Here is a 13,732-nt window from a genome sequence, read left to right on the forward strand (position 1 = left end):
TTCCCCTCAGTTACCTTTTCCCAGGCAGAAGAGAATTTCGGGTTCTGAGAGCACGCCTCAACGCCTTTTTTTCAGCATTCTCAAGAATTTAAGGCCCGGAGAGCATCTCTCAAGGCCTTTTTTCATCAAGGATAGCGCACTTTCGTTAAAAACAGCCAGCTCCACCCAAATCCCTTCCTCCTCCTATTTCCGCTCAAGGCCCGCTCTCATGAAGGCGATTCTTCTCAGGGAGGCGCTGCTAAAATCTGCATGGCTCCTGGCCTGCAGCCTTTCCCTGATTTGATTTTTTCCCTGGGACGGCAGGTACTTTGAATCAAATGGTTCCATTTTAAAATCCTCCTCTCATATTTTTTATTTTGCTCATGTTTGGCAAACTGAAACCCTCTGCATCATTCATCCGTAATTAAAGATGAAAGTTCTTTAGCGGATTAATTTTATATTTAAGGGGAATACACCTTTATAATAGAGGGAGTAACTGCCTGAAATACACTTTCAGGATCCAAAGCCGTCACCCGGACTAACGTCCCGGCTTTGGAAACTTTCCAGGTTTTGTGAGACTCTATGGCGCTGGCTGTAGGGTCTTTCCTGTTTTGATAAATTTCCTTGTAAAAAGTGATACTAATGTCAATTGTGCGTCTATGCCCCATCAGCAAGGCTGTAGCATATATGAAAGCCGAATTGGAAGGAGAGGTTCCAACGTGAATGACTTTTTTAGGAAAACATCGGATGAAGTGCTGAATGATTTGGAAGTKACCAACAAAGGCCTGACGTCGGAGGAGGTGGAAAGAAGACGGGAGCAGTATGGGTTTAACGAATTGGCAGAGGAAAAGCGTAAAACTGCTTTTCAGGTGTTCCTTGAGCAATTTAAAGACTTCCTTGTTATCATCCTGATTGCAGCCGCCCTGATCTCAGCCTTTTTGGGTGAGCTTGAAAGCACGATTGTCATCGTGGTTGTCGTCGTCCTTAATGCGGTCCTGGGCACGGTCCAGCACCGCAAAGCAGAGCAAAGCCTGAACAGCCTGAAAGCTTTATCATCGCCAACTGCTAAAGTCCTCCGCAATGGCCAGAAGGTTGAAATTCCCTCAAGGGAAATCGTCGTTGGCGATATTCTTTATCTCGATGCAGGGGATTTTGTCTCTGCCGACGGAAGGATTCTTGAGAACCACAGCCTGCAGGTGAATGAAAGCTCGCTGACTGGCGAGTCACTGAGTGTGCTGAAGGATACCGGGGAAATCGATCAGGAAGATGTCCCAATCGGCGACAAGAAAAACATGGTGTTTTCTGGCAGCTTTGTTACATATGGCAGGGGAGTTGTCGTCGTTACCAGCACCGGAATGGACACCGAGATCGGCAAAATCGCCAATTTGCTGGAGTCGGCGAAAGATAAGAAAACACCGCTGCAAAACAGCCTGGACCAGTTTGGAAAAAAGCTGGCCATTGCCATCATTGCCCTTGCTATCGTCATATTTGCACTTGACCTGTTCAGGGGCAATGACCTGGTGGATTCCTTCATGTTTGCCGTTGCCCTGGCTGTTGCCGCCATTCCGGAGGCATTGAGTTCAATCGTAACGATCGTCCTCGCTTTCGGAACACAGAAGATGGCGAAGCAAAATGCAATCGTAAGGAAGCTTCATGCAGTCGAAAGCCTTGGCAGCATCTCGGTGATCTGTTCCGATAAAACAGGAACGCTTACCCAGAACAAGATGACGGTGCAAAAAGTTTATGTGGATAACAGGGTGATTGAGCATGACAAGCTGGATTTGAAAAATCCGGTTGAAGAGCGGCTGCTTTTAATGTCCCTGTTATGCAACGATTCCGTTACGTTTGAACAAAAGGAAATTGGCGATCCTACCGAGGTCGCGCTCGTTAATTTCGGTGAGGAGTATCAATACGATGAACTGAAGATCAGGAAAGAGTATCCGCGCATCGGGGAGCTGCCTTTTGACTCGGACCGGAAGCTGATGAGTACGGTGAACAAGTATGAAGGCAAATCCTATATGGTGACGAAAGGAGCGCTTGATGTCCTGATTTCGAGAATCGTCAAAATCGAGACCAGCGAGGGTGTTTACGATTTTAATGATAAACACAGGAAGGAAATTGAAGAAATCAACAGGAGCTTCTCGAACGATGGCCTCAGGGTGCTGGGTTTTGCCTACAAGGAAGTGAAGGATGGAGACATCAGCTTTGAGGACGAGAATGGGCTGGTCTTCGCTGGCCTCATTTCGATGATGGACCCGCCGAGGGAAGAGTCCTATGATGCTGTGGCAGCCTGTATTGAAGCTGGCATCAAGCCTGTCATGATTACTGGGGACCACAAAATCACCGCAGCCGCCATTGCCAGGCAGATTGGCATTTTAAAGGATGAGTCGGAGGCGGTGGAAGGGTCTGAAGTGGAGAAATGGAGTGATGAACAGCTGAAGGAAAAGGTAGCCGGCATCTCGGTTTACGCCCGCGTTTCCCCTGAGCATAAAATCAGGATTGTCAAGGCGTGGCAGGAAAAAGGGAATGTGGTTGCCATGACTGGGGACGGGGTCAATGACGGCCCTGCGCTGAAGCAGGCTGACATCGGGGTGGCGATGGGCATCACCGGAACGGAGGTTGCCAAGGAAGCGTCATCGATGGTGCTGACGGATGATAATTTCTCTACCATTGTAAAAGCAATCTCAAATGGCCGCAGCATTTATGCGAACATCCAAAATTCGATCCGTTTCCTGCTGGCGGGGAATACAGGCGGAGTCCTGGCTGTCCTTTACGCTTCGCTGCTTGCTTTGCCGGTCCCGTTTGCTGCTGTCCATTTATTGTTCATCAACCTGCTGACGGACAGCCTGCCTGCAATAGCCATCGGCCTTGAGCCGCACCAGAAAAATATCATGAAGGAAAAGCCGCGTGATATCCACGTTCCGCTTCTGAATAAATCCTTTGCCCGCCGGGTACTTGTGGAAGGGCTGCTGATTGCAGCAGCCACATTGACTGCTTTCCATATCGGCCTGGCTGAAGGAAGCCATATGCTTGCGATGACCATGGCCTTTTCTACCCTGTGCCTTGCGCGGCTGTTCCATGGCTTTAATGCCAGAAGCCGGCAGTCATTGTTCAAAATAGGGCTGTTTACCAATAAATATCTCTGGCTGGCTGTCATAGTCGGCGTTGTGCTGCTGCATCTTGTACTCCTGCTGCCGCCTCTGATGGGAGTATTCGAAGTTGCGCCGTTGACTCCTGGCCAGTTTGGAACCATTTATGCCCTTGCGCTGTCGCCGCTTGTGCTGATTCAGCTGTATAAGGTTCTTTTCATAAAATAAGAGCTGTGCCTGCCCTTGATGGAATAGGGGGCAGGCCTTTTTTGAAACCAATCTGGAGGTATGAACGTCTATAATAGTCAGAACGGAATTTTAAGAGGGAGAGTCAGCTATGAGAATGTTTAAAACTTTCATATTGTCTTTATTGCTGTTGTTTTTAGTTCTGKGGAGTGCAGGAATGGCAAATGCCTCCAGTAATGATGAGGAAAGCATCAATGAAAAGTTCGGCCTGCCGATTGTTGTATATGGGGAAGCGTTGTCCCAGGCGCAAAAGGATGAGGTCAGAAGGCTTCTTAACGTCAACGACCCTGAGAAGGTGAAGGAGATTACTGTTACAGGGGAAGACCTGGTCTATTATATAAAAGGAGACCGCCACTCCAATATGTATTCTTCCGCAAAAATCACAAGGAAGGATGCGGGTGAAGGTCTTGTTGTCAACCAGGTCACACCGGAGAATATTACCGAAGTGACCGATGAGATGTATGCAAATGCCTTGCTGACGGCTGGCATTCAGGATGCCGTTGTCGATGTGTCTTCACCGGTTAAAGTGAGCGGACACTCCGCTCTTGTCGGCATTTATAAGGCTTACGATGAAGGCGAAGGAGCAGAGCTCAGCAAGGAACGTACAGAAGTAGCCAATGAAGAGCTGAATCTTGCCACCGACCTGGCCAAGAAAGAAGGACTGGACCAGGACAAAGTGAGTGAGCTTTTAACCGAAATCAAAAAGGAGATTGCCGAGCAAAATCCTGCTACAAAAGATGACATCGAGCAGATTGTTGATGAAAAACTGAAAACCCTGGAAATTTCCCTGAGCGAGCAGGACCGCCAGTTGTTGATTGACCTGTTTGAAAAAATGCGGAACCTGAACATCAATTTTGGCAATGTCAAATCACAGCTTGAAAACCTGACCCAGGATATCCAGCAGCGAATCGGCGATGCCGTGGGTGACGAAGGATTCCTCCAGACAGTATCCACCTTCTTTAAAGAATTGATCGAAAAAATTAGAAATGCGTTCTCATAAAAGAATGAATTGAAATACACCGGACCAAGTGATTACACCTGGTCCGGTGTTTTTTGTAAGGGGTCAGGCACTCTGCGGTTCTTTACTGTGTTAAATTAAATTCCTTTATAGGCCTGGCGGCAGATTTCAGCAAGTTCGGTTACGAGCGGCATCTTTGGATTGGCAATCGTATCCTGGTCGTCAAAGGCCTGTTCGGCCAATGCATCTACTTTTGCTTCAAATTCAGCCAGTTCGACACCGCCTGCGGCAATGCTCATCGGCATGCCGACTTCCCTGGCCAGGCTGGCGACAGCCTGTATCAGGCTTTCCACGCCTTCTTCTGTTGTGCGTGCAGGCAGGCCAAGGAAGGAAGCGATTTCCGCATACCGCTCGTTGGCGATGAAATGGCCATATTTCGAATATGTCATGAATTTATTTGGCTTTGCCGCATTGTATCGGATCACATGCGGCAGCAGGATTGCATTCGCGCGTCCATGCGGGATATTGAACTCTGCACCTATGGCATGGGCCAGGCTGTGGTTGATTCCCAGGAACGAGTTTCCGAACGCCATGCCCGCTATGGTGGAAGCATTATGCATTTTTTCGCGGGCCAGTTCATTGCTGCCATCATGGTAGGCAAGCGGCAGATATTTGAATACCAGCTGGATTGCCTTCAAAGCGGGCCCATCGGTAAAATCATTGGCGAGCACGGACACAAAGGACTCGATCGCATGGGTGAGGACGTCCATTCCCGTGTCTGCTGTGATATGCTTTGGAACGGTCATCACAAACTGCGGATCGACAATGGCGACATCCGGTGTCATTTCAAAATCCGCCAGCGGGTATTTGATATTTGCTTTTTTATCCGAGATGACGGTGAAGGCGGTCACCTCAGATCCTGTTCCGGAAGTGGTCGGGATGGCGATAAGCCTCGCCTTGCCCCTGAGCCGCGGATATTTGGCCACCCGCTTGCCCGGGTCGAAGAATTTCTGCCTTAAGGCTTCAAAGTCTGTGTCCGGATGTTCGTAGTAAAGCCACATGCCTTTAGCGGCGTCAATGACTGATCCCCCTCCAAGCGCGATGATGGCATCCGGCTGGAATTTCTGCATTCCCGCAGCGCCCCGCTGGATGGTTTCAAGGCTTGGTTCAGGCTCCACTTCTGTAAAGATCTCATATTGGACAGAGGATGGATGTTTTTTCAGCTGATACAGGACTTTATCAAGGTTTCCGTTCCTGAGCGCGCTTGGGCTTGTTACGATGAAAGCGCGCGTGATGCCAGGCAGTGCGGCAAGGCACTGGATGGAGTTTTTCTCAAAATAGATTTGCGGCGGCACCTTGAACCATTGTGTATTAACTTGACGTTTGGCCACCTTTTTAATGTTGATCAGATGGGTGGCTCCGACATTGGTGGAGACCGAATTGCCTCCATACGTTCCGCAGCCAAGGGTCAGGGAAGGCAGGGAAGAATTGTAGATGTCTCCAATCGCCCCATGTGTGGAAGGAGTGTTGATGATGATCCTTCCGGCCTTCATCCTCAGGGCAAACTCATCGATTACCTGCTGGGAAGCGGAATGGATGGCTGCCGAATGCCCTAGGCCGCCATATGCCAGGATGTCTTCGCATTTTTTCAGTCCGTCCTGCAGGCTGACTGCTTTGTAACAGGCTAGGACGGGGCTTAGCTTTTCGCAGGAAAGCGGGTGTTTCGGCCCGATTCCTTTCAATTCGGCTATCAGGATCTTTGTTTCCCTTGGCACGGAGATGCCGGCCATCCGGGCGATAGCATAAGCTGGAAGGCCCACAATAACCGGGTTGAGGGCACCGCTCTGTTCCTGGATTGCCACTTTTTCCAGCTGCAGCCTTTCTTCCTCATTCAGGAAATAGCAGTTGTTGAATATCAATTCCTTTTTAACTTCCGAATAGATTTCCTTATCGATAATCAGAGCCTGTTCGGACGCGCAAATCATGCCATTATCGAAGGTTTTCGAAAGGATCAGGTCATTGACGGCACGCTTGATGTCCGCGCTCTTCTCAAAATAGCAAGGAACATTGCCTGGGCCGACTCCAAGGGCCGGCTTTCCGGAGCTGTAGGCTGCCTTCACCATTCCTGTGCCGCCGGTGGCGAGGATGAGGGAAGTCAACGGATGGCGCATGAGCGCCTGGCTCGCTTCGAGTGAAGGAATCTCGACCCACTGGATGCAATTCTTTGGCGCACCTGCCTTCACAGCGGCCTCCTGCATCAGCCTGGCGGTCTCACTGCTGCATTTTTGTGCAAGTGGATGGAAGGCAAAGATGATTGGGTTTCTTGTTTTCATGGCAATCAGCGATTTGAAAATGACTGTTGAGGTAGGGTTGGTAATCGGGACGACTCCAGCAATCACGCCGACAGGCTCGGCGATCTCAATCATTCCTTCATGTTCATTTTCGCTGATGATGCCGACTGTTTTGGTATGCCTGATGTTGTTGTATATGTACTCGGTGGCAAACATGTTTTTGAACACCTTGTCTTCAAAAACCCCGCGCTGCGTTTCTTCAATCGCCATCTTTGCCAGGCGTTTATGATTCTTGAGGGCGGACATTGCCATTTGTTTGACCACTTCATCGACCATTTCCTGTGAAAAGCCGTTGAATTGGGCTAAAGCTTTTGCTCCGTTTTTCGCGAGTTCATCAACCATCAATACGGCATGCTGTTTCTCCTGTAACTTCTTTTCTTCAACCACCATCATGTACCCCTCCTAGTTTGACACCATTTCCCAGAATATAGCATGGGCCTTAAAGAGTGGATGTCGAATCATGCTATGAAAATTGTTGAAATAAGTAGAATCAGCATAAGTTCATCAAACGTTCAAAATAGCACCAGCCCACTATTGCATCACCGCAAAAAAGAGTGCCTGACCCCCGCTGCTTTAAAGCAGCGGGGGTCAGGCACTTTGTGGTGCGTTAAAGAGTTAAACCCCTTTGTAGGCTTTGCGGTAGATGTCGGCTAGTTCGGTTACGAGCGGCAGTTTAGGGTTGGCGGTGGTGCATTGGTCCTCGAAGGCACGCTCTGCCAGATACTCTATTTTGTTTTCAAACTCGGCAGCATCTACACCGTTTGATTCGATGCTCATCGGGATATCCAGCTCCTCGGCAAGTTTGATAATGGCCTGGACGAGGCTTTCGACGCCTTCTTCCGTTGTCCGGGCCGGCAGCCCAAGGGTCTTTGCAATCTCTGCATAGCGCTTGTCTGCGACAAAATGCTCGTATTTCGGGAAGGCAGCGAATTTCTTTGGCTTTTCGGCATTATAGCGGATCACATGCGGCATCAGAATCGTGTTGGAGCGGCCGTGGGCAATCCCGAATTCTGCTCCCAGCTTATGGGCGAGGCTATGGTTTATGCCAAGGAACGCATTGGCAAATGCCATTCCTGCGATAGTGGAAGCATTGTGCATCTTCTCGCGGGCCAGTTCATCGCTTCCATTGCGATAGGCTCTTGGCAGATATTCAAACACCAGCTGAATCGCCTTCATGGCCAAACCGTCTGTATAGTCATTGGCCATGACGGAAACATAAGCCTCGATTGCGTGGGTCAGGACATCCATTCCCGTATCGGCTGTAACCACTTTTGGAACGGTCATGACAAACTGCGGGTCAATAATGGCCACGTCAGGAGTCAATTCATAGTCAGCCAAAGGATATTTGATATTTGCTTTCTTGTCGGTGATGACCGAGAAGGAAGTTACCTCCGAACCTGTTCCTGAGGTTGTTGGAATGGCGACAAACTGCGCCTTATGCCCCAGGTTTGGATACTTGACGATCCGCTTGCGGATGTCCATGAACTTCTGCTTCAATCCATGGAAGTCAGCGTCCGGATATTCGTAGAACAGCCACATTCCTTTGGCGGCGTCCATTGCCGAACCGCCACCCAGGGCAATGATGACATCAGGCTGGAAGTTCGCCATCATTTCTGCCCCTTTCATGACTGTCTCGATGCTTGGGTCAGGCTCCACATCCGAGAAAATTTCACAATGTACATAGTCCGGCCGTTTTCTTAGGTAGTAGAGCACTTTATCAACGTAGCCAAGCTTTACCATGCCAGGATCTGTAACAATTAGCGCTTTTGAGATTTTTGGCATTTTTGCCAAATACTGAACGGAATTCTTCTCGAAATAAATTTTTGACGGTACCTTGAACCACTGCATATTTGCATTCCTTCTCGCTACTTTTTTTACATTGATGAGGTGGATGGAGCCGACATTGGTAGAAACAGAGTTCCCGCCATACGTTCCGCAGCCCAGAGTTAGTGAGGGCATATAGGCATTATAGATATCGCCGATCGCTCCCTGTGAGGAAGGAGCATTGACGATGATCCGGCCGGCCTTCATGCGCAGTCCGTATCCTTTAATCACTTCCTGGTCGGTGGAGTGAATGACGGCTGAATGTCCGAGACCGCCAAACTCCAGCATTTCCTCTGCACGCTGGAAGCCTTCCTCCGTGCTGTTTGCCCGGTAGCACGCCAGCACAGGGCTCAGTTTTTCACGGGAAAGCGGGTATTGCGGCCCGACTCCATCAAGCTCGGCAACAAGAATTTTAGTATCTTCAGGAACGGTTACGCCTGCCATCTCGGCTATTCTCCATGCTGGCATTCCGACGATATCCGCGTTTACAGCGCAAGTATTTTCATTGATGACCAGTTTTTCGACCTTCCGTATTTCCTCTTCATTTAGGAAATAACAGCTATGGGAGGCCATTTCCTGTTTAACTTCTTCATATATTTCCTTATCGATGATAACAGCTTGCTCGGATGCGCAAATCATCCCATTATCGAAGGTCTTTGACAGGATCAAGTCGTTTACTGAACGCTTGATGCTGGCGGTTTTCTCAATATAGCAAGGAACATTTCCCGGACCCACGCCAAGAGCCGGTTTTCCTGAGCTGTAAGCGGACTTTACCATGCCGGAACCGCCGGTGGCCAGGATAAGCGAAACCTTGGAATGGTTCATCAGTTCCCTTGTTGCTGCGACAGAAGGAGTTTCAATCCACTGGATGCAGTTCTCCGGAGCTCCTGCTTTAATGGCCGCATCCCTCAGCACTCTTGCTGCTTCACTGCTGCATTTTTGGGCAGATGGGTGAAAGGCGAAGATGATTGGGTTTCTCGTTTTAATGGAAATCAATGCTTTGAACATGGTTGTCGAGGTAGGGTTTGTAACCGGGGTAACTCCGGCAATGACTCCAACAGGTTCTGCTATTTCCAGGATGCCATCATGTTGATTTTCGCTGATGATACCGACCGTTTTATCGTATTTAATATTGTGGTAAACATATTCGGTCGCGAACATGTTTTTAATGATCTTATCCTCATAAACGCCCCGCTTCGTTTCATCGACTGCCAGCCTGGCAAGGACCATATGCTGATCAAGGCCTGCGAGAGCCATATCCTTCACAATGTTGTCGATCTGTTCCTGGGTGAAACCCCTGAATTCATTAAGCGCCTTCAAGCCTTTTTCCACCAATTCGTCAACCATATCAAGTACCTGGGTTTGTTTCAGTTCCTGTTCTGAAATTGCCATTGCAAATCCCTCCAAATTAATTTGTGAAACATTTCACAAGTTCAGCCGAAAAAATCATTCACAAACCGGATTGCGAAGAACTTTCTCAAAGTAAATATCATTGGTGATCCGGGAACATTTCTTGACGATTATCACATAGTTGACTGTCCAAATGACGGCAGGAATAGTATCATTTTCCTTAATCATCATCGCCTCAAACTCATCACCAACAGTTTCCTCGAAGGTTTCAAGAGTGTAGGTTTCAGTATCGGTTGAAAAAGTGACCCATTCGCATTTGATCATTTTTAATCACCTCGTAGTTTTGAATATCCTTCCTGACTTAAATATAGCATGAACATAGCCACAAAAATTGTGAAGTATTGAACAAAGATTGTCGGTTTATGAACCGCTTTCATTAGGGATTAAAGCTCGGACATTCATAGGATTTTAGCATGTTCACTTAAAAACCGAATATATTTTATAAAGGCATTTGGCAGACTGGGTAAGGACAAAAACGATTCCAATCTATCAATGGGCAGGCCCTTTTTATAACCAAAATGATAGTGACTTTTTCCTCTTCTTGGGAAAATAATTCATTTTTCCTAATATATAATAAAATTCCCAAGTTTTAATTTATAATAATGGTAGAAACAAGAGGAGGGAGTGGGGAAGGAATGGGCATTGAACATGTCAACCTGGGCGAAATTCTGAATGCCTTAAGAGTTTATAAGGGGATGTCTGCTGAAGAATTGGCAAAGGGTATTTGTTCTCCGGAAGACTTGCTTCAGTTTGAAAAGAATAAAAAATATCCTGCAATAGACCAGCTCTATAACATTGCATCCAAGCTCAATGTAGATTTAATCCAGTTTTTTGATTTTGCTGAGGCAGGCTCATACAACTATGTGACAGCTGTGTTCGACCTGGTAAAAAAATATAAGCGGGAACGAAACTACGAGGCCATCTATGAGATTGTGAATCGGGAAAAGATCAACCCTTTGTTCAATCTGCCTTCGAACAAACAATTCCTATTATGGCATGAAGCTGTGTCCCTGTATTATCTGGGTGAAGCAGGGAACAGGAAAAAGGCAGAGGCTGTGGAGATGCTCCATGAAGCTTTAAGGCTTACCAATCCCGCTAGAAAAGGCTTGACTGAGAGGGAAGTTGAAATTCTTATCGCCATTGCCCTGATTGAAAAAGATGATCAGCAATATGAGAAGGCCATCAGTTTTTTGAGGGAAGCACTGGATGCTTTGGAGGAACTTCCGGTCGTCAGCGACCCAAGGGTCTGGCTCAGGGCTCTGTTCGGCATGGCCCAGTCGCTCTCTAATTTGGGAAGGTTTGAAGAATCCCTCATTTACAGCAATAAAGGAATCAGCCAATGTATCAATGATGAAATCATGTATTTGTTCGGCGAGTTTTACTATCAATCGGGACTCAATTATATCGAAATTGGCAACCTGGAAAAGGGAAAGGACTTTTGGGAAAAATCGATTCAAGCTTTTACCTTGCAGGAAAATGAAGTGTTTGTAAATTTAGTAATTTCAGAATTGGAAAAAATAATCAATTAATGTTACTATATATCTAGTGAAAATGACCGAAAGGAGCATCCTGATGAGAAAAAAATTGATCATTTCTATTCTGTTTTTTGGTTTATTAGGTTCAGCCTTGTTTTTCGGCAATAAAATGGAGACAGCCGGAAAGTTTAACGACCTTCCGACGCAGCACAGTTTCGAGGTTGCCGGAAAGTTTAACGATCTTCCGACCCAGCACAGCTTCGAAGTTGCAGGAAAGTTTAACGACCTTCCGACTCAGCACAGCTTCGAACTGGCTTAGATTTTTCCGGTAACTGTCCTTTAATAACTTATAATTTTAATGGCCCTGTCCTATGACAAGGGTCTTTTTTCATTCCATCCGATGTGCGTCTGCCATGCCGATATTATTTTACCGCTATATAAGATGGCTGCAAAATGAATTCCCCATTTCCACACTTAAAATGATATCAACCATTTTTCTAATAAAATTTTACGACAAATTTCTCTCTGCTTTTTGGTAATCAGCCTGGGAAAATGCAGTAATTCAACGATTTAAAGCTCCATTCTCCCCGCTAATCAGCAAGAATCTATAGAATAGTGAGAAAATTGTCGAACTGATAACGTTTACAAAAAACTGTTTTTTAACAATAATTTAAGTGTTAAAACCCATATTTTGTATGAAGAATGCGCTTTATTGAAGTCAACCGGGAGATAGGGGGAAAGATCATATGACATATCAGCAAAAACCATGGCTAAGGCATTACCACCCGTTAGTAAGTGAACACGTGGATGTACCGTACAAATCATTGTTTGATCTCCTGGAAAAAGCTGCAGCTGAATATAAGGAAAAGCCGGCCCTGACTTTTTACGGAAGATCATGGAACTTCGTTCAAACCAAAACCATTTCAGAAGCCTTTGCCGCTGCATTAAGCCAAAGCGGATTTAAAAAAGGCGACAGGCTGGCGATTATGCTCCCTAACAGCCCTCATTATATTTTTAGCTTGTTCGGAGGATTCCGGCTGGGCGGCATCAATGTCCAGGTGAACCCGATGTATGTCGAACGGGAAATCAACCATGTGCTGAACGATTCTGGAACGGAATATATCGTGGTCCTGGACAGTCTCTATCAGCGCATTAAGCAGGTACAGCCTGGAACCAGCCTGAAAAAGGTGGTTGTTGTCAGCCTTGGCGGAGAAAGGAGGGCTCTTGGGGACGGCGACCAATATTTTGAGGACTTTATCGCAACAGGCTCCCTGATGCCTGATGTGGCAATCGACATAAAAGAAGATATTGCCATGCTGCAGTATACGGGAGGAACGACCGGAGTGGCGAAAGGGGTCATGCTGACACACAATAACCTGCTGTCGAACGTTGTCCAGGTTTGTGATTTTGTCTACAGGGCCTACGGCGACCAGCGGCCCGCCGACTTGAAAATGATCAGTGTCCTCCCAATGTTCCATGTGTTCGGACTTTCCTGCAATGCACTTGCCGGAATCAGGGAGGGAGCCAATCAGCTGGTATTGCCTCGCTTTGATCCAAGTGAGGTAATTGAAGTCGTGAAGAGGGAGAAGCCATTCCAAATGTCTGCAGTGCCAACGATGTATTTTGCATTAAACAACCATCCAGGCCTTGCGGAGAGCGGCTTTGGGGACGTCAATTATTTAAGCAGCGGCGGCGCTCCCCTCCCAGTTGAACAAATCAATGCTTTTAAAAGCAAAACAGGAAGCAGGATCCTGGATGGCTACGGCCAATCGGAATTATCGCCATCCCCCATTTTCAACCCGCCGTTCCTGGCCCCTAAACAGGGCAGTGTCGGAATTCCGGTCCCCGGGACGGAGGTAAGGGTTGTTGAGGTCACAGAGGATGGCCTGGCAGATGTGCCTGTTGGAGAGGCTGGTGAACTGGCCGTCAAAGGCCCGCAGGTGATGAAGGGATATTGGAACCGTCCGAAGGATACAGAGGCGGCAATCCGGGATGGATGGCTGTTGACCGGTGACATTGTGAAAATGGATGAAGATGGATATTTTTACATACTGGACCGTAAGAAAGATATGATCATTGCTTCAGGCTATAATGTCTACCCGCGCGAGGTTGAAGACGTTCTCTACCAGATGGAAGGCGTAGACGAGGCAATTGTCGTGGGCGTCCCTGATGAATATCGTGGAGAAACGGTAAAGGCGTTTATAAAGCTGAAAGCAGGTGCGGAGCTGGCGGCTGAAGATATCATCCTTTATGCGAAGCAGAATCTAGCTCCCTATAAAGTGCCAAAGCAGGTTGAACTTCTTGAGGACCTGCCTAAATCTTCTGTTGGGAAACTGCTCAGAAGAGTATTGCGGGATGAAGAAATGCAAAAAGCCCCAAAAGTTGGAGTATAAAGCGGGA

General features: G+C 47.4%; 9 protein-coding genes. 5 read left to right on the top strand and 4 right to left on the bottom strand.

Annotation, left to right across the window (positions count from 1 at the left end; all coding sequences use genetic code 11):
* Window positions 1-183: 183 nt before the first annotated feature.
* Window positions 184-327: a hypothetical protein gene (locus ADU22_RS24575; RefSeq protein WP_156324321.1), complete on the bottom strand. Its 144-nt coding sequence runs from the start codon at window positions 325-327 to the stop codon at window positions 184-186.
* A gap of 371 nt (window positions 328-698) precedes the next feature.
* Here ADU22_RS24575 and ADU22_RS07560 point away from each other — a divergent pair, with 371 nt between their 5' ends.
* Window positions 699-3,296, top strand: a complete 2,598-nt coding sequence (locus tag ADU22_RS07560; RefSeq protein WP_053361608.1) for a calcium-translocating P-type ATPase, PMCA-type — start codon at window positions 699-701, stop codon at window positions 3,294-3,296.
* Between the two features lie 115 nt (window positions 3,297-3,411).
* Window positions 3,412-4,314, top strand: coding sequence for a DUF1002 domain-containing protein (locus ADU22_RS07565; protein ID WP_053364496.1), 903 nt, complete (start codon window positions 3,412-3,414; stop codon window positions 4,312-4,314).
* Between the two features lie 95 nt (window positions 4,315-4,409).
* Here the strand turns inward: ADU22_RS07565 and adhE (ADU22_RS07570) are convergent, their stop codons facing one another.
* The 3 genes from adhE (ADU22_RS07570) to ADU22_RS07580 all read right to left on the bottom strand — a co-directional run bounded on the left by adhE (ADU22_RS07570) (window position 4,410) and on the right by ADU22_RS07580 (window position 10,121).
* Entirely contained in the window at window positions 4,410-7,013 is a 2,604-nt protein-coding gene (gene adhE / locus ADU22_RS07570) for a bifunctional acetaldehyde-CoA/alcohol dehydrogenase (RefSeq protein ID WP_053361609.1), read from the bottom strand.
* Between the two features lie 225 nt (window positions 7,014-7,238).
* On the bottom strand, window positions 7,239-9,839 hold the full coding sequence (adhE, locus tag ADU22_RS07575; RefSeq protein ID WP_053361610.1) for a bifunctional acetaldehyde-CoA/alcohol dehydrogenase: 2,601 nt from the start codon (window positions 9,837-9,839) through the stop codon (window positions 7,239-7,241).
* Between the two features lie 54 nt (window positions 9,840-9,893).
* A complete protein-coding gene (locus ADU22_RS07580) occupies window positions 9,894-10,121 on the bottom strand; it encodes a hypothetical protein (protein WP_053361611.1) in 228 nt (75 codons plus the stop codon).
* A gap of 371 nt (window positions 10,122-10,492) precedes the next feature.
* Between ADU22_RS07580 and ADU22_RS07585 the strand changes: the two genes are divergently transcribed.
* The 3 genes from ADU22_RS07585 (at window position 10,493) to ADU22_RS07595 (ending at window position 13,725) form a co-directional block, all read left to right on the top strand.
* Window positions 10,493-11,386, top strand: a complete 894-nt coding sequence (locus ADU22_RS07585) for a helix-turn-helix domain-containing protein (RefSeq protein WP_053361612.1) — start codon at window positions 10,493-10,495, stop codon at window positions 11,384-11,386.
* Between the two features lie 43 nt (window positions 11,387-11,429).
* Window positions 11,430-11,651 (top strand): hypothetical protein, encoded by a 222-nt coding sequence (locus tag ADU22_RS07590; RefSeq protein ID WP_053361613.1) that lies wholly within the window; start codon window positions 11,430-11,432, stop codon window positions 11,649-11,651.
* A 427-nt stretch (window positions 11,652-12,078) separates the two neighbouring features.
* On the top strand, window positions 12,079-13,725 hold the full coding sequence (locus ADU22_RS07595; RefSeq protein WP_053361614.1) for a long-chain-fatty-acid--CoA ligase: 1,647 nt from the start codon (window positions 12,079-12,081) through the stop codon (window positions 13,723-13,725).
* The last annotated feature ends 7 nt before the right edge of the window (window positions 13,726-13,732 follow it).

Origin of the sequence: Bacillus sp. FJAT-27251 (genome assembly GCF_001273925.1) — a bacterium.
GTDB lineage: Bacteria > Bacillota > Bacilli > Bacillales > Cytobacillaceae > Mesobacillus_B.

Coding starts and splice junctions, on each gene's coding strand:
- ADU22_RS24575 (WP_156324321.1), bottom strand. CDS start 327: ATGGAACCATTTGATTCAAAGTACCTGCCGTCCCAGGGAAAAAATCAA.
- adhE (WP_053361609.1), bottom strand. CDS start 7,013: ATGGTGGTTGAAGAAAAGAAGTTACAGGAGAAACAGCATGCCGTATTG.
- adhE (WP_053361610.1), bottom strand. CDS start 9,839: ATGGCAATTTCAGAACAGGAACTGAAACAAACCCAGGTACTTGATATG.
- ADU22_RS07580 (WP_053361611.1), bottom strand. CDS start 10,121: ATGATCAAATGCGAATGGGTCACTTTTTCAACCGATACTGAAACCTAC.
- ADU22_RS07585 (WP_053361612.1), top strand. CDS start 10,493: ATGGGCATTGAACATGTCAACCTGGGCGAAATTCTGAATGCCTTAAGA.
- ADU22_RS07590 (WP_053361613.1), top strand. CDS start 11,430: ATGAGAAAAAAATTGATCATTTCTATTCTGTTTTTTGGTTTATTAGGT.
- ADU22_RS07595 (WP_053361614.1), top strand. CDS start 12,079: ATGACATATCAGCAAAAACCATGGCTAAGGCATTACCACCCGTTAGTA.